The sequence below is a fragment of the Vibrio sp. CDRSL-10 TSBA genome, from assembly GCA_039696685.1.
Taxonomy (GTDB): domain Bacteria; phylum Pseudomonadota; class Gammaproteobacteria; order Enterobacterales; family Vibrionaceae; genus Vibrio.
Genome location: CP155566.1, coordinates 1,239,962 through 1,262,427 on the forward strand (window position 1 = coordinate 1,239,962; position 22,466 = coordinate 1,262,427).

Here is a 22,466-nt window from a genome sequence, read left to right on the forward strand (position 1 = left end):
AAGAGGGAGCTCAAAGGCTCCCTCTGTTATATCCGATTTCCAATCAAAGCGACGGGCCGGACTTCTGTTCTGGCGGTTCAAATCAGGGTCATCAGCGGATCGCCACTGCTGACTCTGGTCGAGCTGGTGACAATCACATCCAAATAATCATCGCTGTTGGTAATCACTATCGGTGTGGTGGTGTCATATCCGAGGGTGGTCAGCACTTGCAGGTCAAACTGTATCAGTAGTTGTCCCTGGACGACCTCCTGGCCTGCCTCAACCAGCAATTCAAATCCCTTGCCTTTGAGTTTGACCGTATCGATGCCGATGTGAATCAGCATTTCCACGCCGTCTTCACTTTGCAGCCCGATCGAGTGATGGGTTTTGAATACCGAAGCGACTTTACCATTAAACGGCGCTCGCAGTTCTCCGCTCTCCGGGATGATGGCGACGCCTTGCCCGATAATTTCACTGGCGAAGGTAGGGTCACCAACCATAGATAAAGCGACTACCTGACCGGAAATCGGACTGCTGATTTGCGCAAAGGAGCGGCTTTTAGCTCGTTTCTGCCGGTAAGTTATACCTATCAGCTTTGTCGGACGCTTTTGTTCCCGCAGACGCCATTGTTTCCGATGGTACAGTAGTTCCTGCAGACGCCATTCTTTCCGCAGACACACTGGTTTTTTCAGACACCATTCTTTCCGCAGACACACTGGTTTTTTCAGACACCATTCTTTTCGTAGATAGCATAGCTTTTCCGCTTGCCTGGCTGTCTGGGGTAAAAAAGTAGGTGAGAGTGATCGCCAGCAGTAAAGTAAGCAGGGTGCCTAAAATTGTGGCATACACCGAGTTGTCCACGCCCGTTGGCGGAATAATCTGCAGAATAGAAAACAGGCCCGGCATCGCCAGCGAATAGGCTTTGGCGTAAAAGAAGGCTGCGATACCTGAGCCGACTGCAGCAGATAAGCAGCCAAAAATAAACGGCCATCGTCTGGGCAGAGTAATGCAATATATCGCGGGTTCTGTGACGCCAAACATCGCTGTGACCGCCGCACTACCAGCGTAAGCAACACTTTGTTGCTTGCGGTATTTCAATACAATTCCCAGACAAGCACCGACCTGGCCAAACACAGCGGGAAGCAATAGTGGTGGGATAACATCAAAACCATTCACCGCGATGTTGCTCATCACTATAGGAGCCAGGCTCCAGTGGATGCCAAACACCACCAAGACTTGCCATATCGCTCCGATGATCATACCGGCAATGACCGGACTGGCGTGATACAAGAAGAACACGACAGTAGAGATCGCTTGGGCGATAGTAGTACTGAGCGGCCCGATGACCAGAAAGGTTAACGGAATGGTGATCATCAGGCACAGAAATGGTGCCAGCCACTTATAAAGATATTCGGGTAGTGACTTAGGGATACGTCGCTCCAGCCAGACATTAAACCAAGTGGCGAATAAAACGGGAATCACCGAGTTTGAATAGTTAATAAACTGGAGGGGCAGGCCGAGAAAATCGGCTTGCTGGGGCGTCACTGCGGCCGCTTGTTGTGAAAAAAGCGCATCGACATGACTGGTAATCTCAGGGTGTACCAGGGCTCCGGCGATAGTGATCCCAAACAGTGGATTGGAGCCAAAATGTTTTGAAGCCGTATAACCGAGTAATACCGGCAGAAAGAAAAACACCGTATCGGCGGCAGAATAGAGGATACGGTAAGTGCCGGTATCGATACCCAACCATCCCATACTGACACACAAAATTATGGTGCTTTTTAAAATGCCGGCTGCACTCAAAAACCAGAGAATAGGATTGAAAATGCTAGTAATGGTGTTGATTAGAGTGCTAACGTGCCCTGGAAAGTTGTGGTTTTCCGTAGTACCTATCAATGGTGTTACGGACTGATAGAGTTTCTCAACCTGGGTTCCGATGACGATCTGAAACAGACCTCCGGACAGCATCACAGAGATCACTTCCGGCAGCTGTTGAATCTCTTTCACTGCGTCTACGGGGATCTGTTTGAGCTGGAAGCGTAGACGGGTAGTGCAATGGGTCACCCGTACTACATTTGACGGGCCGCCGAGTTTGGTGATGATCTGCCGGGCCAGGCGGTCATGATAGTCACTGGATATTTGCATAGCGTCGATCAGTTGGCTGGTGCAGCGCGACGCACACGTTCAACATGAATGGTCAGAAACATCATCTCTTCTGAGGTCATGGCATGTTTGAACTGTTTATCGACATAACGGCTGATTTTTTCCACACAAGCGAACGCCGCAGGGTACTTGCCGCGCACTGACTGAAACAGTGAATCGTCGTCATCCGAAATGGTGGTCTGATGAATCAGGCGGTGTACGAAGAATTTAAGATGCGTAACTAAACGACGAAATTCATCGCTGTCTTCATTCAAATCCAGACCGAGGTTGTACTTAATCATATGCACGATATCACGAATCAGATTGGTGACATTGATGGTGTTGTTCATATCTTCGTTAAGCTGTGCATTGACCAGATGCAGAGCGATAAAGCCGGCTTCATCCTCGGCAAAACTGACCCCGGATGCGGCTTTGAGCAATTGCAGAGCCTGACAGCCAATTTTAAATTCCACCGGATAAAGCTGTTTAATTTCCCACAACATACCATTTTTGACGATTTGACCGGTGCGTAACCGTTCAATGGCAAAATGGATGTGATCGGCCAGTGAAATATGAATACTCGGGTGTAACTCCGCGCTTAATGTACTCTGGGCTAACTCGACGATTTGTTCGGTTGCGGCCAATAGCTCGAGCGGGATTTCTTCTAACAATTCCCGATAGCGATTATCGATAGCATCGTCGTCACTCTTGGCCAGAGTGAACACCTTTTCTATCTTGTCGGCGGCAATTTCCATACCGGGTTTCATTTGAAATCCGATACCGCGTCCCATCACCACCACTTCTCGTTCATTGACATCGGTAGAGATAAGAACGTTATTATTTAATACTTTTGATACACGCATAATTTTTTAGAGTAATAGGCAGTTTGGTGCATAAAAAAACCTAAGCTGGTCAGATAGGGTGATCTGTCCTGAGCTTAGGTTTTGCCTGCTGATTGCAGTAACAATCCTGTAATTTGCGCACAGTGTATAATCTTCATCGCACCCTCTCAAATTGATGACCGCGAATGTGTGAATGGATACACACTATTGCTCAAACAGTCCGAAATGCGGACTGTTTTCTTTGGCTTATAATAATCGGAACAAACCAAAATAGGTATAAATGCTTGTTTGGAACCGGTTACAAATGTGATTTGAGTCGCTGTTTGGGCGATATTTAATGATATGAAGCCGATCTGAATCACATTTGGCATTTGACTGCGTTGACCGGAAAATCGGCTGGATTTATCGTTCACGCCATCGAAGCAGGCAAGTGTCGATTGAGATACCTTGTTACTGCAGACGGATTATTGTGACAGACTGTTGTAATAGACAGGCTGTTGTTACAGAAAACGGATTGTTATCGCGAAAGCGAGCAAAACCTGACTTAACTTACCCAAAGCTTATTTGCCGGGAAGTGGTCAGGTTTTTTTATAGATAAAACTCAGGTTAGTTTTCGTTATTTTTCGGGATTGTTACCACTTACAGGGCAAAACCCGGGGATACCCAACTGCAATGCATGTGGGATCCTCGGGTTTTTTTATGCCTGAAATTCAGTCGGTTACCCGCTTATTAAATAGGGCATTGTTATGGCATATGAACAACTTGCGACCGATATTATCAAGACAGTCGGCGGCGCTGGTAACGTGGCTAGCGTAGTGCATTGTGCTACACGGTTACGTTTTAAACTCAACGACAACGCGCAAGCGGACAAGGAGCAAACCAAAGCTCTGGATGGGGTGATTGCCGCAGTGGAAAGTGGCGGTCAGTATCAGGTAGTGGTCGGTAACCACGTCAATCAGGTGTTCAAAGCGATCCAGGCAGTGATGGGCGGAACCGCTGTGATTGACACTGAACAGAAAAGCGAGAAGAAACAGAAAGAGGGTCTGCTGAGTACCTTTATCGACCTGATTTCCGGCATTTTCACTCCGCTGCTCGGCATAATGGCAGCCTCCGGTATTCTTAAAGGTGGTCTGGCACTGGCGATTGCCGCGGGCTGGACCACGACTGACAGTGGTATTTATCAGCTGCTGTTTGCCGGCAGTGACGCTCTGTTCTTCTTCTTCCCGCTTGCGCTTGGGTACACAGCCGGTGCCAAGTTCGGCGGCAGCCCGTTTGTGACCATGGCGATTGGTGGCGCGCTGGTGCACCCGACAATGATCGCGGCATTTAACGCCTCTCAGGCACCGGGCTACGAAGCGCTGACCTTCTTTGGCATGCCGATTACCTTTATGAACTATGCCTCTTCGGTGATGCCAATTATCTTTGCCGCCTGGGTCTGTTGCAAATTGGAGCCAGTGTTTAACAAGGTACTGCCTGGCGCGATTCGGAACTTTTTCACACCGCTGCTGTGCATCATGATCACTGTGCCACTGACCTTCCTGGTGATTGGTCCTGCCGCAACTTACCTCAGCCAGTTTCCTGGCCCACGGTTATGAGCTGATCTATGCCGTAAGCCCTGTGGTTGCTGGCCTGATCATGGGAGCTGGTTGGCAAGTCTTCGTTATCTTCGGCCTGCACTGGGGTTTTGTACCGATTCTGCTTAACAACTTGGCGGTAATGGGTTCAGACAGCATGCTGCCACTGCTGGTACCGGCGGCACTTGGCCAGGTCGGTGCGGCGTTTGGTGTCTTCCTGATGACCAAAGATGTGAAACTGAAAGCGATTGCGGGTTCTGCAACGACTGCTGGTTTGTTTGGTATTACTGAGCCTGCTATCTACGGCGTCAATCTGCCGAAGAAGCGGCCTTTTATTATCGGCTGTATTTCCGGCGCAGTAGGTGCCGCAATCATCGGTTACTTCGGTGTGCGTGTCTATTCATTTGCTTTTCCAAGCGTGCTGATTTTCCCGCAAGTTATTCCACCGGCAGGTGTTGATGCGACGCTGTGGATTACCGTGTTTGCTTCCATCTTTTCTATTGTTCTTGCCACCGTACTGACCGTTCTGTTTGGTCAGGTAAATGGTGCCAAGAAAGCATCCCAAGATGAGTTAAGCCCGGTCAAAGCGCATTAACAGCCACAGCCAAATTTATTGTAAGGAGAGATAGTGATGAGTTTTAGTTTTCCAGAGTCATTTTTGTGGGGCGGCGCGACCGCTGCAAACCAGATTGAAGGTTCACACACCACCGACGGTAAAGGTTTGTCGACTTCTGATGTGCAGCCATTTGGTGCGATGGGCGAGCTGGTTTATCGCGAAGAGGGTGACTTCAACGTTAAAGATGTCGCGATCGATTTCTACAACCGCTATGCCGAAGACATCGCTCTGTTTGCTGAAATGGGCTTTACCTGCCTGCGTGTTTCGATTGCCTGGAGCCGTATCTTCCCGAATGGTAATGATGCAGAGCCGAACGAAGCAGGTCTGGCATATTACGACCGCGTATTTGATGAAATGGCCAAACACAACATCACGCCTATGGTGACCATTTCTCACTACGAAATGCCGCTTAACCTGGCAGATAAATACCAGGGATGGGCCAGCCGTGAGGTGATTGGCTTCTTTGAAACTTACGCCAAAGTGCTGTTCAACCGTTACAAAGACAAAGTCAAACTGTGGCTGACGTTTAACGAAATCAATGTGACCTTGCATGAACCGTTCACCGGCTCTGGTCTGCCGCGTGATTGTAGTGAGCAAACCCGCTTCCAGGCGATTCACCACCAATTGGTCGGCAGTGCCAAAGCGGTCAAAGCGTGTCACGACATTATTCCGGATGCCAAGATCGGCAACATGATCCTGGGTGCGATGCAATACCCGCTGACCTGTAAACCAGAAGATGTGATGCAGACCCTGACCCAAAACCGTGAATGGCTGATGTTTGGTGACATTCAGGCGCGTGGTTACTACCCGGGTTACATGACGCGTAAATTTAAAGAGATGGGTGTTGAGCTCAACATCACCGAAGATGATCTTGAATCACTGCAAGAAACCATCGATTTCATCTCATTCAGTTACTACATGACTGGCTGCGCCAGTGCCGATCCGGCGGAAATTGAAAAAGCGAGCGGCAACATGCTGAGCATGATTGCTAACCCATACCTGGAAGCATCTGAATGGGGCTGGCAAATCGATCCGGTTGGTCTGCGCTACCTGCTGAACTTCCTACACGATCGTTACCAACTTCCGCTGTTTATCGTTGAAAACGGCCTTGGTGCCAAGGATCAGTTGGATGAAAACGGTGAAATCGTGGATGACTACCGTATTCAGTACCTCAATGATCACCTGTTCCAGGTTGGCGAAGCGATTCAGGACGGTGTCGATGTGATGGGTTACACCTCATGGGGACCAATCGATCTGGTCAGCGCATCAACCGCACAGATGTCTAAACGCTACGGCTTTATTTATGTCGATCGTGATGACCAGGGTAACGGCACGCTGGAGCGTAAACGCAAGAAGAGTTTCCACTGGTACAAGTCAGTGATTGCTTCACGCGGCGAATCTCTGCAAGGCCCAAAACAATAACAAAACCGGGTTAATCCCTCGAGCTCGCCGGAAAGCTCCTGACTCTGGTGAGCTCCCCCCTACATTGATACTTAGGACTTAGCATGAACAGTAAACACACACATACCAATAAAAGCAAAACCTGGAAACAGAAGCTGACACCAGTATGCCTGGCTCTGATGAGTTGCGGCTACGTTTCTTCCGGCTTCGCGGCAGACGCCGTTCAGAGTCAAATCGATGCACTGCAGGCACAAATTGCGGCTGCGCAACAAACGTTGCTGCAACTTCAGGCATCACAGCCGGGAGCTGCTGAGCAATCGTCTGGTGAACAATCATCTGGTGAACAAGCTCAGGCTGTGGCTTCTGCATCAACAACCAATACACCGGCCGTGGAATCAGACTCTTCTCTACCCACTTTCACTGACCAGGTGCCTGTGAACAGCGGTTTTAATTTCAACGGCTACTTCCGTGCCGGATGGTATACCGCCGAGCAGGGTGCGCCGCAAGAATACGCGGTTGGATCTCTGGGTCGCTTTGGTAATGAGATGACAGGTTGGTATGACCTGACTTTCAAACAGCGTGTTTACGAGCAACAAGGCAAAAAAGTCGAGGCGGTGATTACGCTTGATGGTAATACCGGCCTTAATAAAGGCTTTGAAATGGAAGGTCAGGATGACAACTATTTCCACTTCCTTGATCTTTACATCCGTACTAAAGGTTTCATCCCTGCGCTACCTGAATCAGAGCTGTGGGTAGGTCGCCATGCGATCACCGGTTTCTGAAATCCAGATGCTGGACTGGAAGAGCTCACGCACTAGCTCAGGTGCCGGTATCGGTCTGGAAAAGATTGCTATGCCGGAAGGTTATCTCAACGTGGTTCTGATGCGTGAAGACTTTAACTACCTGGATAGCAGTGGTCAGGACAACGACCTGGAAATCAACAGTAACGTACTGGATGTTCGTTACAACGGCTATCAACTGAGTGATACGCTGCAACTTGGCCTGGCAGCGAAATACCAGATGGCGAACCTGGGTTCGAGTGCCAAAGAAGCAGAAAGTTCAGCTGACTATTCGGATGTGAAAGATGCCCTGAGCTTTGCGACTGTGCTGAATCAGAAGCTGGATAATAATGGTTTCAACGAGTACACCCTGCAGTACACCACTAACTCGATTGCCAGCAGTTTTGCTTCCACCAGTGGTGCCAACCCGGATTTCTCGACCGGTCTGAACAACTATCAAGGACAACATACCGATGGTTATGCGGTACGTTTTGTTTCCCAGGGTGAAAAATACCTGTTCGATAACAATGTGATTGTTGCTCATGCGTTTGTAGCCTCACATGGTGAAGATATTTACAACTACGATTTGGCGACAGCGCACACTGATTTCGACAGCGTACGTGCAGTCGTAAGACCTGGCTACATCTGGGACCAGTTTAACCAAACCGGCGTCGAACTGGGTTACTTTAACCAGACCAACCGTGTTGATGGTGAAAGCTTTGATGAAAGCGGCTACAAGCTGACGGCGTACCATACCTTTAAGGTAGCGACCAGCATGCTGGGTTCACGTCCGGAAATCCGTTTCTACACCACTTATCTGAAAGCTTTGGATAACGAAATCACCAACTTCTCGTTTGACGGCCAGAAAGATGATCAGCTGAGCTTTGGTGTACAGGCTGAAATCTGGTGGTTCTGATGGCAAAGATTTTAGGTAATATTAAAATGTTTATGAATCAACGGCTCATGCTACTGTGGTTTCTGAGTATGTTCTCAATGAATGTTTTTGCTGATGGATTAGAGTTTTCTGTACCGTCAAAAAAACAAGTGCGAATATTAATTAGTGCGGACGCAAAAAATGAAGCGGATGACGATTTTGCTATAGTGCATGCATTATTGACTCCCAGTTTTGAGGTGAAAGCACTTATTGGTTCTCAGTATTCACGTACTGCTCCTCTAATGAAGCGAGATGCTACTAATACCGCAACGGAGAGCGTAGAGGAAATTCAACGTGTGCTGAAGTACATGAGAAAAGATATTCCAGTTTATACCGGTTCTCAGAGCTCTCTCCAAGCGGATAATGGACGAAGTGAGAGTGCTGCAGCTCAAGCTATTATTGATGAGGCCCATAAACAGAGTGATCTACCACTATATATTTTGGTTATGGGACCAATGACAGATGTTGCTTTGGCATATGAGATGGATCCAAGTATTGCCGATAAATTTACAGTTATTTGGATAGGTGGAATGCCTTATCCGCAAGGTGGATGGGAATATAATTTGTTCAATGACCCTAAAGCAGCACAGGTTATTTTCGATTCACCTATTGCTCTGTGGCAAATTCCACACAACGTATATATGACTATGCGTGTATCTATGGCAGAACTTCAGTTTAAAGTTAAAACAAAAGGTGATATCGGTAAATATCTATGGAATCAGATGATCGATTTTAACGATCTTGCCAACGCAACGTTTGATTTTACAACTTGGCCTAAAAGTGAAGTGTGGGTATTGGGTGACAACCCTAGTATCTCACTTTTGCTAGCCAGTGAGGTTTATCAATACACGGAGGAGGATTCCCCTTTACTTGACGAAAAGTTGAATTATCTACCAAACCCTCAATCACAGCGTAAAATACGCGTTTATCACGATGCTGACGTACGATTTACGCTGGAAGATCTGTTTAGCAAATTAGCTTTATTTAGTTCATCACGAGTTTCATCTGATTGATATGAAGATAGAATTGGCCTTATTTGAACATATGTCAATTACATTTTTCAAATTTAAAGAAGCTTCTATTTTGAAACTGAAAGCAAAATTAAACACTGCAACCTTATTGATTGTGACGCTTTTTATCTGAGTTAGTAGCAGTACATTGGCTGCTGATATGATAAGCACTGACAATGACCGCATGATCGTGCTAACCGATATTGGTAATGAACCGGGTGACTCGCAATTTTTAGTGCGTTTGCTGACTTACAGCAACGAGTTTGAGATTGAAAAGTTGATCGCTATCACTTCAACCTGGCAACGGGATAAAGTTCAGCCGGCGTTGCTGAAAAACGGTCTTAACGTACCTGAGCATCCGGAATACGGTGGCTGGGGTGGTCGTTATGCTTCGGTTGCTTATAATGATGAAGGCGGACTGCGCACCAGTGTGTCAGATACCGTGCAGAGTGTGGATGGCAAAGAGTATCGCAATGCCTCAGCGTCCATCTGGCGTTTCCGTCATCAGTTCCAGAATGACTTTGCCGGTCGTATGCAGTGGACTCTGACTGATAACTATCAGGACGTGAACCACAATCCTGTGCTGACCCTCAACGGTCAAGCTGGCCTGGCACCGGTTGAACTGAGTGTGAAAGCGGGTGATAAAGTTGAGCTTAGCGCAGCAGGCAGTCAGGATCCGGATGGTGATAAACTTGCTTACCGCTGGTGGCAATATGGTGAGCCGACCGCTCACGCGCTGCAGATCCATTTTGCGCCGAAAGTCGAGCTGACGGACAGTGACAAAATGACGGCCAGTTTTGTTGCGCCAAAAGTGGATAAGCCGACGCCGTTCCACATTATTCTTGAAGTCAGTGATGATGGTGAGCCGCAGCTTTACTCTTACCGTCGTGCGATTGTCACGGTGAACCCATAGTAACGGTTAATCAATAGCAACGATGAAACAATCGTCATAAGTGGTTAACTCTTCAGCGACAGCGCTGAAATGCTAAAGCTTTATGAACAAGATCCCGCCCGGTTTATGGGTGGGATTTTTTTATTTCCGGCTTCAATTGAACTGTGTTTTTTTTATTCTGTTGCACACTAATTTCCCTCTAGTAACGGCACTCACGGAGTATTAGTGATATAACGGATGTCACACTGAACAGGTGTTAACAGAATTCAATCGCTAAGGAGATGGGAATGCAATTATCAGATACTGGATTATTCCAGCAGCACTGCTTTATCGACGGACAATGGGTTGCCAGTGAGGATGGCCAGGCGACGACGGTGACCAATCCTTACGATGGTTCGGTTATCGGTACGGTGCCACAACTGACGGACGAGCAGGTTAAGCGTGCTATCGAATCAGCAGACAAAGCGCAGCGCCTGTGGGCAAAAGAGACGGCCACGACTCGTGCCACCATTCTGCGTCGCTGGTTCAACCTGATTGAGCAGCATAAAGATGATCTGGCCCATATGATGACGGTCGAGCAGGGTAAAGCGCTGGCTGAAGCCAAAGGCGAAATTACCTACGCGGCCAGCTTTGTCGAATGGTACGCCGAAGAAGCCAAACGCGCTTATGGCGAGATGATCCCAAGCCACAAAGCCGATGCACGTATCCTGGTTGCTAAAGAGCCGGTGGGTGTGGTTGCAGCGATTACGCCGTGGAACTTCCCGGCTGCGATGATTACCCGTAAAGCGGGCCCGGCACTGGCCGCAGGTTGTGCTGTGGTGCTCAAACCGGCGCCGGATACACCGTTTACCGCGCTTGCACTGGCCGAGCTTGCCAAACGTGCCGGATTACCGGATGGCCTGCTGCAGGTTGTGACCGGCGATGCAATCAGCTTGGGCCGGGTACTGACCAAGAGCAAACTGGTGCGCAAACTCTCGTTCACCGGTTCAACCCGGGTCGGTAAGATTCTGATGGAGCAGTCGGCGGCGAATGTGAAGAAGCTCTCGCTGGAGCTCGGTGGTAACGCACCGTTTATCGTCTTTGACGATGCTGACATTGATGCTGCGGTTGAGGGGGCGATGATCGCCAAATTCCGTAATGCGGGCCAGACCTGTGTGTGCGCTAACCGGATTTATGTCCATGACAGTGTGTACGACACCTTCACGGCAAAACTGGTCGAGCGGGTCAGACAGCTGAAAGTGGGTAATGGGCTGGAAGAAGGGACTCACATCGGCCCGATGATCAACGATGCCGCGGTGGCCAAAGTACGCAGTCATATTGAAGATGCTGTGCAGAAAGGCGCGCAAGTGGAATTCGGTACTCTGCCGCAACACGGCAGTCGTCTGCTTGAGCCGCATGTACTGACCAATATGAGTGATGACATGCTGGTTGCCCACGAAGAAACGTTCGGCCCGCTGGCTGGTTTGTTCCGCTTCAGCGCTGAAGACGAAGTGATCGAGCGGGCTAATGCGACCGATTTTGGTCTGGCCGCTTATTGCTACACCCAGAATCTGGCGCGTGCGTGGCGCATGAGTGAAGCGCTGGAAAGCGGTATCGTCGGCATTAACGAAGGGCTGATCTCAACCACGCTGGCGCCATTTGGTGGCGTGAAAGAATCCGGTCTGGGCCGTGAAGGCGCACGCCAGGGGATGGAAGAGTACCTGGAAATGAAATATACCCTGATGGGCGGTCTGTAACGCCTGCCTCTGTTTAGGGCGTTTTCGTTTCAGGCGCCTTAAACACTCCCCATTTCAGCGGGCCGTTGGTTTCAATCTGACTGGCCCGCTGACATAACATATACACCTCTCCGACCTGCAGTACCGCTCCCTCCGAATAGGCTTTATCTTCGTAGTAGCAGACACGTTTACCCATGTCACCGCCATCAAGCACGATAGCCGGTTTTGGCGTGCTGACAGAAATGCTGTTGGCCTGAGCAGCAGAGCTAAGCGCGCTGATAAGGAGCACTGTGGCCTGTGTCATGATGAGTTTGTGCTTCATTATATTCTCCGTTTAATTCCGATAGCTACCTAAGAGTCACTGCCTAAGAGTCTCTGGTGATGAATCATTACCGATGAGCGGCAGAGATGAACGGCAGCCGGATTTGTTGCACCAGGCGGGCTTTGAACCGTCATACTTCCAGCTTATGCTCAAGCCAGCGAATGACCAAACTGACGCTGATAACGTGCGAGCATGCTCTCATTGCCCAGTAATCCGCCCTGATGAATATACAGCAGTGACTTATCAGGCTGCGTTGGCAGCCAGTGCCTCAGTAAACGCCACATTAACGGGTCGTACAGTAAATCAAATTCCACCTCGGTTTGGGCGCGTAACTGCTGCCAGATCTGGTAATCCTCTGCATAGAGGCGACCAAAATGATGTTTGGATGAAGGGCTGATGATGGTTGGGTAGCGCGCAGCCGGAGCCAGGTTGTGAGCGACAGGTTGGGTTTGCCCGATGAGCTGATCAAACTGCTCAAGCAGGTAGCCCTGGTCGCCGACGCACGGGCAGGTCACCACTTCAATCCCATGCGGCGCTAATGTCTGATGCAGGTAGAGCGCCGTTGTCCCGGTTCCCGAGGGCAGCACAACCCGCCATTGCTGCTCAGGTTGCTGGGCAATCCAACTGATCAGCTCATTGCCCAGTGCCGTCACTCCTTGTTTGGCGATTGGGGTGCGGCCGCCTTCCTCCAGCACCAGGCAGTGATTGTCCGGCCGGCGATATTGGGCAATGTGTTGTTTGGGGTGTAACTGACTCAGCGCGCGGGTTTCGATGATTTGTGCGCCCAGCGCCAGCGCTGCACGATAGTTGCCGTTCGGGTTTCTGTTTCAGCCAGCCCGGCACGTGGTCTACATAAAACTCCAGCTGCCAGCCACGCAGATTGGCCAGAGCGGCCAGTGAATAGAGCGAGTTGGCTTGCGCGGAACCGTAGCAGATTAAGGTATTGACCTCAGGTAATGCCTGTTCCAGCAAGGGCATAAATTTACGTGCTTTGTTCCCGCTGAACTGTGCGTGCAGTTGGTCATCCCGTTTGAGATAAAAGGAAAAATCACCAAACTGATGGAGGGTGACGGGACTGTCGGCAAGTTTCATAACATTCGGTCTCAGTTAGGCACTTATTCTTATTAAAACAATCATTCTCTTTGAAACAAGCAGTCTCATTAAAACGTTCAGGTCAGAAAACGTTTAGTCTCAAAAAAACGTCTAGTCTCAAAAAACATATGTTCCTGGCAAATCATCCATGGTTTACACCCCCTTCGCTTTTTGCAGAGCACGGGATCTGTTTATCGATTGAGTTTGCAGAGTTTACCCTGCTTATTTGCCGTGTTTAGTTTTTTGCAGTGCTTAGTTTGCCCCGAACGGGGGACGAAAAAAAGCCCAAAACAAAGTCGTTTTGGGCTGATACAAACATAGGAGTTAATAAGAAAAAGCAGCATAGGTGTAGCTTTCAGTACCACAGACAGTTCGACGATCTGTAAAACTTTTAAAACTCTGTCAACTACGATAATTCAGACCGGGACTCATAAAAAGAGTTCCCGTTAAAGAGAAAAAAAATTTACATTTTTCAAAATGCGAGTCGGGACAAGCTATTACACCGAATGAATGCTGTCTGGTCTGACCATTATTGAAAAGTGTGATGTTAATTACTTGTTAACCCTCAATGTGCGGAGTATATTTTCAAACAGATGTTTTATACAAGTGATTAACGTTTGGGTGAGTGGATTAGCAATGGCACCAAGAAGTAGTACCAAGGAAAAAATACTGGATGTAGCGGAAGGCTTGTTTGCTGAGCACGGCTTTAATGATACATCGCTGCGAACGATAACCAGCAAGGCCAACGTGAATCTGGCTTCAGTCAATTATCACTTTGGGGATAAGAAAACCTTGGTGCGGGCGGTACTGAACCGTTACCTGGAAGCGTTTATGCCGGCCGTCAAGGATGCTCTGATCACGCTCAATCTGCGTGATGAGTATACGATGGCGGATGTCTTTGAGTCGCTGCGCAGCCCGCTTAGGGCGCTGAACGAGTTACGTCCGAATGGTACCAGCCGCTTTATGCTGTTGATTGGGCGTGGTTACACCGATGTACAAGGCCATTTACGCTGGTTTATCACTACCCGTTATGACGATGTACTCACGCTGTTTACTCAGTCGGTGTTAAAAGCCAATCCACAGTTGACCCGCGAAACTCTGTTCTGGCGGCTGCATTTCACTCTGGGAACTTGTGTATTCACCATGGCATCGAGCCAGGCACTGACTGAGATAGCCGAAAATGATTTTGGCACTCAGGTCGATGCCAAAGTGATGGTCGATCAGATCATTCCGTACCTGGCGGCTGGTATGGCGGCCGGATAAGGGCGATCTGCCCGAGACAAACTAACCGAAGGTTAAAGGTCGGAGAACCTCAGCCTAACACAAAGCAAAACATAATAAGTTTACGTATTAAGTAAACACAATCAGTTTAAAAGACCAGTGAACAAAAGGATCTGAACTATGTGCTCTCTACGAAGAAAATGGATAAGCGACCCCGCTTTCAAACTGTTCAGGCAAGTGCTGCCACCGCTCTCGGAAACAGAGAAAGAGGCGATGGAAGCCGGCAGTGTCTGGTGGGACGGGGAACTGTTTTCTGGTAAACCAGATTTCAAAAAGCTGCACCATTATCCCAAGCCAACCCTGAGTGAAGAAGAGCAGTCGTTCATGGACAATGAACTGGAAACACTGCTTGCCATGCTTGATGACCATAAAATCATCAAACAGGACCGTGATTTACCGCCGGAGGTATGGCAGTTCCTGCGTAAAGAGCGCTTCTTCTCTTTGATTATTGCCAAGAAATTCGGCGGTCGTCAGTTCTCTGCGTTGGCAAACTCGACCATAGTGTCGCGTATCGCAACCCGCAGTATCAGTACTGCGGTGACCGTGATGGTGCCGAACTCACTCGGCCCGGGTGAGCTGTTGTCGTACTATGGTACTCAGGAGCAAAAAGATTACTGGTTACCGCGCCTGGCAGACGGTACGGATATTCCCTGCTTTGCGCTCACCGGGCCGGAAGCCGGCTCTGATGCGGGCGGCATTCCCGACCAGGGCATCGTGTGTTATGGCAAGCATGAAGGTAAGGAAGTGCTGGGTGTACGTCTTAACTGGAATAAGCGCTACATCACGTTGGCTCCGGTGGCAACGGTGCTGGGGCTGGCATTTAAGATGTACGATCCGGACAACCTGCTGGGTGATAAACAAGACATCGGTATTACCTGTGCGTTGATTCCGGCGGATCATGAAGGGGTCGAAATCGGCGAACGTCATGACCCGCTTGGCCTGGCCTTTATGAACGGTCCGACGCGTGGTCAGGATGTGTTTATTCCGATGGAGTGGTTGATTGGCGGTGTTGACTACGCCGGCAAAGGCTGGCGTATGCTGGTGGAATGTTTATCGGCCGGACGCGGTATTTCACTGCCGGCGCTTGGCACCGCGATTGGTCACCTGACTTCGCGTACCACCGGGGCTTACGCCTATGTTCGTAAGCAGTTCGGTATGTCGATCGGTAAGTTTGAAGGGGTTGAAGAGGCGCTGGGGCGTATCGGCGGCCTGACTTACCTGCTGGAAGCCACCCGGACTCTGACGACCACGTCGCTGGACATGAAAGAGAAGCCGGGTATCGTGACTGCGATAGCCAAGTATCATATGACCGAGATTGGCCGCAGCATTCTGAATGATGCGATGGACATCCATGCCGGCCGGGCGATTCAGGATGGTCCGATGAACTATCTCGCGACTCACTACCTGGGTATACCGGTTGCGATTACCGTAGAAGGGGCCAATATTCTGACCCGTAACCTGATGATTTTCGGTCAGGGGGCGACGCGCTGTCACCCGTATGTGCTGCAAGAGATGGCTGCCGCTGCCAATCCTGATCAGGAGCAGGGAGCGAAAGAGTTTGATAAGCTGCTGTTTAAACATATCGGCCACGCGGCCAGAAATACCTTTGGGGCGCTGGGCGCCGCTTTGACCGGGTCACGCTTCATCCGTGCCGATATGAGCGGAGAAACCAAGCACTATTACCGCCACATGACACGCCTGAGCCGGGCTCTGGCCGTCAGTGCTGATTTTGCCATGCTCACCCTGGGCGGTGAACTGAAACGCAAAGAGATGATTTCGGCGCGTCTGGGTGACGGCCTGAGTTACCTGTATATGGCATCGGCGGTACTGAAACGTTATGAAGACGAAGGACGGCAGCAGGCGGATCTGAATTATGTTCATTTTGCGATGCAATACTGTCTGCACCATGCGGCGAAGTCACTCAATGATGCTTACCGTAATTATTCTATCAAGTCGGTTGGCCGGGTAATGAAGGGGCTGCTGTTCCCGCTTGGTAATCACTTCCAGCCTCCGGGTGATGAGCTGACGACTAAAATCGCGCAGAGCCTGATGACGCCGGGAGCGCATCGCGATCGTCTGACCCATTTGTGTTACATCGGAGCGGAGCCTGATGACAGCGTTGGGCTGATGGAACGGGCGTTTTTACAGCTCTATGGTGTGCAAGGGCTGGAACGCAAACTCAATAAAGGCGTGAAAGAGGGCAAAGTGGCCCGTAAAGGCCCGCTGACTGAACGATTGCAGCAGGCGCTTGACGCTGGCGTTCTGAGTCAGGATGAAGTGGATGCGATTGTCGCTGCTGATAAGCTGCGTTATCAGGCAATTCAGGTCGATCACTTCAGTCATGACTTGTCTGAGGTTTTGACCCACACCAGTGGTAAGCCTAAGCTTAATCACGTGGCCTGAGGCAGCTCTGCGGGATAATCAACAGTAAGGCTTCTGACAAGAAGCCTTCTTTTTTGCTGGCAGGTTAACCCGGATTCGCGCTTGGCTGACTACCAATGATGGCCGGATTACGGGGCTCGGGGGTTAAAAAACGCCACACAGTGATCCAACCACTTATAAAATACCGCCATTTTGACAGAAATAGGATGCGATCTGCGGGCGAAACTTTTATCCTAGCGAAGATTTTTGAAGGAAGTTGAATATGATCATCAAACCTAAAATTCGCGGATTTATCTGTACAACAACGCACCCAGTGGGTTGTGAAGCTAATGTAAAAGAACAAATTGCTTACACTAAAGCACAAGGTCCAATCAAGAACGCGCCTAAGCGTGTGCTTGTTGTCGGCTCTTCAAGTGGTTATGGTTTGTCTTCACGTATCGCAGCGGCATTTGGCGGCGGTGCAGCCACCATCGGTGTGTTTTTTGAAAAACCAGGTACTGAGAAGAAGCCAGGCACAGCAGGTTTCTACAATGCAGCAGCTTTCGATAAGCTGGCGCATGAAGAAGGTCTGTATGCGAAAAGCCTGAACGGCGATGCGTTCTCGAACGAAGCTAAACATAAAGCGATCGAACTGATTAAAGAAGATCTGGGTCAGATTGACCTGGTTGTCTACTCACTGGCATCACCAGTGCGTAAGCTGCCTGAAACGGGCGAGCTGGTACGTTCAGCACTGAAACCTATCGGCGAAACTTACACTTCTACTGCGGTTGACACCAACAAAGATGTCATCATTGAAGCAAGTGTAGAACCGGCGACAGAGCAGGAAATCGAAGACACCATTACTGTAATGGGTGGTCAGGACTGGGAACTGTGGATGCAGGCCCTGGATGAAGCTGGCGTACTGGCAGAAGGTTGCAAAACCGTTGCTTACAGCTACATCGGTACTGAACTGACCTGGCCAATCTACTGGGACGGCGCTCTGGGCCGTGCCAAGATGGATCTGGACCGCGCATCAGCAGCTCTGAACGATAAACTGGCAGCTAAAGGCGGCACGGCAAACGTGGCAGTGCTTAAGTCAGTTGTGACTCAGGCAAGCTCGGCAATTCCTGTTATGCCACTGTACATTGCAATGGTATTCAAGAAAATGCGTGAAGAAGGCATCCATGAAGGTTGTATGGAGCAGATCTACCGCATGTTCAGCCAGCGTCTGTACAAAGACGACGCCAGCAAGCCAGAAACAGACGACAAAAACCGTCTGCGCCTGGATGACTGGGAACTGCGTGAAGACGTTCAGCAACACTGCCGTGATTTGTGGCCACAGATTACTACAGAAAACCTGAAAGAGCTGACCGACTACGAAGCCTATAAAGAAGAGTTCCTGCAACTGTTCGGCTTCGGTATCGAAGGCGTTGATTACGATGCTGACGTCAACCCACAGGTTGAATTCGACGTTATCGATATCTAATCGTATCGTTTGATACATCGATAACCAGAAAGCTAATGTCAAAGGCGCTGATTGATTCAGCGCCTTTTTTGTCTCTGCGATTTATGGCTATTGCGATTCAACGATTAAAAAAGGTATAAAAAAAGCGCCGCTCGATGGCGACGCTTGTTGTTTGCTGAGGCTTATTGTTTGCTGAGTTGAATCCGTCAGCTGAGCAGAATAAGCAGAGTACCCGCCAGCGTCATCAGAATATTGGCAATCGCATAAGTACCGGCATAGCCCAGCGCCGGAATGGTTGATTTGGCGTAATCATTGACAATGTCCATCGCCGGTGCGCATGTGCGGGCACCAATGATGGCGCCAAACAGCAGCGCACGGTTCATTTTCAGTATGTGTGCGCCCACCAAGTAAGCGAAGACAACCGGCAGCACACTGACCACAAAGGCCAGACCGATCACCTGCGGGCCGACTTCTGATAAGTGTTCAAACATGCGCCCGCCGGCGCTCAGACCAATACCGACCATAAAGATCATCAGGCCTAAATCTTTGACCATATTCAGTGCACCTTGTGGTACGTAGCCAAAGGTCGGGTGATTGGCACGTAAAAAGCCCAGCGTGATGCCCGCCAGCAGAAGACCGACCGCGTTACCCAGACTGAACGAGACCTGGCCGAAGGTCATAGTGACCAGACCAAACAGAATACCCAGAATAAAGAAGCTGCAGAATGCCAGCAAATCCGCCATCTGACTGTGAATCGAGATAAAACCGATTTTGTCTGCCAGGCCTTTAACGCGGCTGCGTTCACCACTGACCTGCAGAACATCGCCTTTGGCCAGTACGATATCCAGGTCCATCGGCATTTCGATTTGAGCCCGAACCACGCGGTTCAGGAAACAGCCATCCTCAGACAGGTTAAGATCAGACAGGCGTTTACCGGCAATCGTATCGCTTTTGACAACGATTTCTTCTTCTACCACGCGCAGGTCAAGCAGGTTACGGTCGAACACCTCTTTACCGTTACGAAAACTGGGTTCCAGTCTGGCGTGGCTGTCCGGGAAGCCCACCAGGGCAATTTCGTCACCTTCCTGCAAAATCGCGTCACCATCAGGATGGGCGAGAATGCCGTTACGTCGGATACGCTCGATGTAACAACCGGTCTGACGATAAATACCCAGTTCACGCAGATTACGTCCGTCGACCCATTGCACCAGTTCCGGCCCCACGCGATAGGCACGAATAATCGGCAGGTACACTTTACGTTGTCCGCTGCCACCCAGACCGCGTTTCCTGAGCGATTTGCTGGGCAGAATCAGACAGGTTTTGCTTTTGCAGGTTAGGCAGCAGTTTAGCGAACATGATCATACTGATAAGGCCGATCAAATAGGCCATCGCATAGCCGACGGAAACATTTTCCAGCACCAGAGAAATATCCAGATTACGCGGCACGGAAGACAAACCCGAGTTCAATGCATCCTGCGCGCCAACCAGCACCGGAGTCGAGGTCAGGGCACCGGCCATCATACCGGCCGCCAGGCCTAAATCGAGATTGAGGTAGTGATTGGCCAGATAGGTCAGCACGGTCGCCGTGATCAGCACGACCAGGCTTAAAATGAGGTAATGTTTGCCATCGCGGAAGAAAATACTGAAAAAGTTGGGGCCGGCTTCAATACCGACGCAGTAGATAAACAGCATAAAGCCAATGGTGAGGGCTTCTGCATTGAAGGAGAAACCGAGGTGTCCCATGATCAACGATGTGATCAATACACCGATAGAGTTACCTAACTGCAGGCTGCCAAAGCGGATTTTGCCAAAAGCAAGGCCAATAGCCAGAACAACAAAGATGAGAAGAATAGGGTTTTGGTCTAGCAAAAATACGACGTCGATGTTCACAATTTAGCTCAATTCAAGCGCGGAGGAGGGTGTATTTAAATTATGCGGATTGTAGCGTAATTAATTAAAAAATTAAGTGAAAATTTTAAGGTTTAACAGTTCTATGAAATAACTGTTTATGAAAAAAGCCCGCTGGCAGTGCAGCGGGCTCTCATGTATTAGTACTGTAGTCAAATCATCGACGAATTAGTCGAACAGACCCAGATTTTCTTTTGCGTAAGCTTCAAACTCAGTGCAACCACCGATGTGCTCTTGGTCGATGAAGATCTGTGGCACAGTCTCTACTGGTTTACCAACGGTTTTTTCCAGATCAGCTTTGGTGATGCCTTCAGCGTGGATATCAACATAACGGTAGTTGAAGTCGTCACGTTTCTCTTTCAGCGTATCAGCGTGCTCTTTCGCACGTACACAATATGGGCAACCAGGGCGACCAAAAATCACTACGAACATAGCTTTCTCCTTTGTTTCGATTGACGTCACTATGCCCGATCCAACATAGAAAATAAAGTGGCAATTACCTGTTCTTTTAATAGGTAAAAGCTATCGGTGCGATTTGCGGCCAGAGCCGTACAAAGTGTCATCGCTGTGGTGACGTGATGTGAATATTATGACGGAGATGACGCAGAGTGAATTGTGACCCTCTGCATAAACTGCTACTAAAATTGTGGATATGGCCGGCAAGTTGCACTGTATCAAACAATTTTTTTATTAAAGCGAGCACTCTGTATCCACTACGTACTTGCTGCTTTGTCTATCCTGCGAACCGCATCAGTCTGCACACTGATGTGAACTAAGGGAGGTCGCATGTTTCAGTTTATGACAGCAACTCGGATTATTTTTGGTGAAGGCTCGTTGCAACAATCCTTGTCGGTTATCTGTCAGTATGGCCAACGTGTCCTGCTGGTATCGGGCAAAAATACCGAGCGAGCGAAACCGGTGGTTGATTACCTCAATCAGCAAGCCATGCACTACCAGCATTTGTCGATATGCAGCGAGCCTAACATTACCATGGTTGAAGAGTGTGCTGCCCGTGGGCGCCGTTTCAGGCCGGATGTGGTGGTGGCTATCGGCGGTGGCAGTGTGATTGATATGGGCAAAGCACTCGCTGCGATTATTCCCAATCAGGGGAATGTGTATGACTACGTCGAAGTCGTCGGGCGCAATGTACCGCTCAAGGCCAAACCTTTAGCCTTTATTGCGATTCCGACCACAGCCAGTACGGGTTCAGAAGTCACTCGCAATGCTGTGCTGCGTTCCGGCCAGGACAGGGTCAAAGTCAGTCTGCGCAGTCCGGACATGCTGGCCGATGTGGCGATTGTCGACCCGACCCTGACTTACGGTACCGACAGTTATACTTCCGGCCGGGGCGCGATGGATGCGTTTGTCCACCTGATGGAAGCCTATGTGTGCGGCGATCCTAACCCGTTGACGGATATGATTTGTGAAGAAGGGTTACGCCGTTTGTCGCGCTCCCTGCTTGCGGCTTGCCTGGATGATGACAAAAATGCTCGCTGTGATTTATCGTTTGCCGCATTGCTGGGGGGAATGGCCATCACCAATGCAAAACTCGGTGCAGCACACGGCCTTGCGTCTGCGCTTGGAGGTAAGTTGGATGCACCACACAGCGTGATCACAGCACGGCTTGCTCCTTACGTGATGCAAGAAAACATTCATGCTGCTCAGGTCGCCGGGCGGACAGAGGTTATCGAAACGCTATCGCTGTCTGTCGCGCTTGCTGACACTGCGCAAAAACGCTGGTCTGGAAGACGGTATTCTATGGGTGCAAATGATGCTAGATACGTTGCATGTGCCGGTGTTGGGTCAGTTCGGGGTCTGTAATACGTCATTTGAGCAGGTAGCATCAGATGCACTGAAATCACACGCGATAAAAGGGAATCCGTTGCCGCTGACCCGTGAGCGCCTGATCTATATTCTGCAGCAGGTGTGCAACTGTGCGGCGCCTCAAACAGCGCAAACAACCCAAACAAGCCAAACACCTCAATCCGCACAAGCATCCAGCCCGCAGCAGACGTACATTGAGGTATTGCACGATTCTGCGCGGCACGCAGCAGATGGCCTGCAGAGCTGAATTTGCTGAGAAACACATAACCTGGTAAGTGAGCCTGGGTATAAAGTGAGATGCCTTGTTTGAATGGCAATAAAAAAACGGA

14 protein-coding genes and 4 pseudogenes are annotated in these 22,466 nt (G+C 49.7%); 11 read left to right on the forward strand and 7 right to left on the reverse strand.

Annotation, left to right across the window (positions count from 1 at the left end):
- Positions 1-77: 77 nt before the first annotated feature.
- From ABDK09_13160 to ABDK09_13170, 3 genes are all read right to left on the reverse strand, one after another.
- A complete protein-coding gene (locus ABDK09_13160; protein ID XAW90739.1) occupies positions 78-653 on the reverse strand; it encodes a glucose PTS transporter subunit IIA in 576 nt (191 codons plus the stop codon).
- Positions 538-1,986: a PTS transporter subunit EIIC gene (locus tag ABDK09_13165; GenBank protein ID XAW90364.1), complete on the reverse strand. Its 1,449-nt coding sequence runs from the start codon at positions 1,984-1,986 to the stop codon at positions 538-540. Before ABDK09_13165 ends, ABDK09_13160 begins: the two co-directional genes overlap by 116 nt.
- Before the next feature lie 146 nt (positions 1,987-2,132).
- On the reverse strand, positions 2,133-2,984 hold the full coding sequence (locus ABDK09_13170; GenBank protein XAW90365.1) for a PRD domain-containing protein: 852 nt from the start codon (positions 2,982-2,984) through the stop codon (positions 2,133-2,135).
- 725 nt (positions 2,985-3,709) lie between these two features.
- On the opposite strand from ABDK09_13170, the pseudogene ABDK09_13175 reads away from it, so the two are divergent.
- From ABDK09_13175 to ABDK09_13205, 7 genes and pseudogenes are all read left to right on the forward strand, one after another.
- Positions 3,710-5,132: pseudogene (locus ABDK09_13175) on the forward strand (PTS transporter subunit EIIC).
- A 36-nt stretch (positions 5,133-5,168) separates the two neighbouring features.
- Positions 5,169-6,575 (forward strand): family 1 glycosylhydrolase, encoded by a 1,407-nt coding sequence (locus ABDK09_13180; protein ID XAW90366.1) that lies wholly within the window; start codon positions 5,169-5,171, stop codon positions 6,573-6,575.
- Between the two features lie 83 nt (positions 6,576-6,658).
- On the forward strand, positions 6,659-7,336 hold the full coding sequence (locus ABDK09_13185; protein ID XAW90367.1) for a carbohydrate porin: 678 nt from the start codon (positions 6,659-6,661) through the stop codon (positions 7,334-7,336).
- A complete protein-coding gene (locus ABDK09_13190; protein ID XAW90368.1) occupies positions 7,317-8,249 on the forward strand; it encodes a carbohydrate porin in 933 nt (310 codons plus the stop codon). The genes ABDK09_13185 and ABDK09_13190 overlap by 20 nt, the downstream gene beginning before the upstream one ends.
- Positions 8,249-9,280 carry a nucleoside hydrolase gene (locus ABDK09_13195; protein ID XAW90369.1) on the forward strand — a complete coding sequence of 344 codons (1,032 nt, stop codon included), beginning with the start codon at positions 8,249-8,251 and terminating at the stop codon, positions 9,278-9,280. Before ABDK09_13190 ends, ABDK09_13195 begins: the two co-directional genes overlap by 1 nt.
- Before the next feature lie 157 nt (positions 9,281-9,437).
- Positions 9,438-10,190, forward strand: coding sequence for a nucleoside hydrolase-like domain-containing protein (locus ABDK09_13200; GenBank protein ID XAW90370.1), 753 nt, complete (start codon positions 9,438-9,440; stop codon positions 10,188-10,190).
- A gap of 266 nt (positions 10,191-10,456) precedes the next feature.
- Positions 10,457-11,905 (forward strand): NAD-dependent succinate-semialdehyde dehydrogenase, encoded by a 1,449-nt coding sequence (locus ABDK09_13205; protein XAW90371.1) that lies wholly within the window; start codon positions 10,457-10,459, stop codon positions 11,903-11,905.
- Positions 11,906-11,918: 13 nt separating this feature from the next.
- Here ABDK09_13205 and ABDK09_13210 read toward each other — a convergent pair whose 3' ends face one another.
- Both ABDK09_13210 and ABDK09_13215 read right to left on the reverse strand, forming a co-directional pair.
- Positions 11,919-12,206 (reverse strand): DUF1496 domain-containing protein, encoded by a 288-nt coding sequence (locus ABDK09_13210; protein ID XAW90372.1) that lies wholly within the window; start codon positions 12,204-12,206, stop codon positions 11,919-11,921.
- A gap of 149 nt (positions 12,207-12,355) precedes the next feature.
- Positions 12,356-13,298 (reverse strand): annotated as a pseudogene (locus ABDK09_13215) (pyridoxal-phosphate dependent enzyme).
- Positions 13,299-13,934: 636 nt separating this feature from the next.
- On the opposite strand from ABDK09_13215, the gene ABDK09_13220 reads away from it, so the two are divergent.
- The 3 genes from ABDK09_13220 (at position 13,935) to fabV (ending at position 18,426) form a co-directional block, all read left to right on the forward strand.
- Positions 13,935-14,561 carry a TetR/AcrR family transcriptional regulator gene (locus tag ABDK09_13220; protein ID XAW90373.1) on the forward strand — a complete coding sequence of 209 codons (627 nt, stop codon included), beginning with the start codon at positions 13,935-13,937 and terminating at the stop codon, positions 14,559-14,561.
- A 138-nt stretch (positions 14,562-14,699) separates the two neighbouring features.
- Positions 14,700-16,982: an acyl-CoA dehydrogenase gene (locus ABDK09_13225; GenBank protein XAW90374.1), complete on the forward strand. Its 2,283-nt coding sequence runs from the start codon at positions 14,700-14,702 to the stop codon at positions 16,980-16,982.
- 241 nt (positions 16,983-17,223) lie between these two features.
- The gene (gene fabV / locus ABDK09_13230; protein XAW90375.1) at positions 17,224-18,426 is read left to right on the forward strand and encodes an enoyl-ACP reductase FabV; all 1,203 of its coding nucleotides are present in this window, start codon (positions 17,224-17,226) and stop codon (positions 18,424-18,426) included.
- Between the two features lie 185 nt (positions 18,427-18,611).
- Here fabV and ABDK09_13235 read toward each other — a convergent pair.
- Positions 18,612-20,295: pseudogene (locus ABDK09_13235) on the reverse strand (aspartate:alanine antiporter).
- 186 nt (positions 20,296-20,481) lie between these two features.
- Positions 20,482-20,745, reverse strand: coding sequence for a GrxA family glutaredoxin (locus tag ABDK09_13240; protein XAW90376.1), 264 nt, complete (start codon positions 20,743-20,745; stop codon positions 20,482-20,484).
- Between the two features lie 354 nt (positions 20,746-21,099).
- Here ABDK09_13240 and ABDK09_13245 point away from each other — a divergent pair.
- Positions 21,100-22,384 (forward strand): annotated as a pseudogene (locus tag ABDK09_13245) (iron-containing alcohol dehydrogenase).
- Positions 22,385-22,466: the final 82 nt, after the last annotated feature.

Coding starts and splice junctions, on each gene's coding strand:
- ABDK09_13240 (XAW90376.1), bottom strand. CDS start 20,745: ATGTTCGTAGTGATTTTTGGTCGCCCTGGTTGCCCATATTGTGTACGT.
- ABDK09_13185 (XAW90367.1), top strand. CDS start 6,659: ATGAACAGTAAACACACACATACCAATAAAAGCAAAACCTGGAAACAG.
- ABDK09_13220 (XAW90373.1), top strand. CDS start 13,935: ATGGCACCAAGAAGTAGTACCAAGGAAAAAATACTGGATGTAGCGGAA.
- ABDK09_13210 (XAW90372.1), bottom strand. CDS start 12,206: ATGAAGCACAAACTCATCATGACACAGGCCACAGTGCTCCTTATCAGC.
- ABDK09_13170 (XAW90365.1), bottom strand. CDS start 2,984: ATGCGTGTATCAAAAGTATTAAATAATAACGTTCTTATCTCTACCGAT.
- ABDK09_13225 (XAW90374.1), top strand. CDS start 14,700: ATGTGCTCTCTACGAAGAAAATGGATAAGCGACCCCGCTTTCAAACTG.
- ABDK09_13200 (XAW90370.1), top strand. CDS start 9,438: ATGATAAGCACTGACAATGACCGCATGATCGTGCTAACCGATATTGGT.
- ABDK09_13205 (XAW90371.1), top strand. CDS start 10,457: ATGCAATTATCAGATACTGGATTATTCCAGCAGCACTGCTTTATCGAC.
- ABDK09_13195 (XAW90369.1), top strand. CDS start 8,249: ATGGCAAAGATTTTAGGTAATATTAAAATGTTTATGAATCAACGGCTC.
- fabV (XAW90375.1), top strand. CDS start 17,224: ATGATCATCAAACCTAAAATTCGCGGATTTATCTGTACAACAACGCAC.
- ABDK09_13180 (XAW90366.1), top strand. CDS start 5,169: ATGAGTTTTAGTTTTCCAGAGTCATTTTTGTGGGGCGGCGCGACCGCT.
- ABDK09_13190 (XAW90368.1), top strand. CDS start 7,317: ATGCGATCACCGGTTTCTGAAATCCAGATGCTGGACTGGAAGAGCTCA.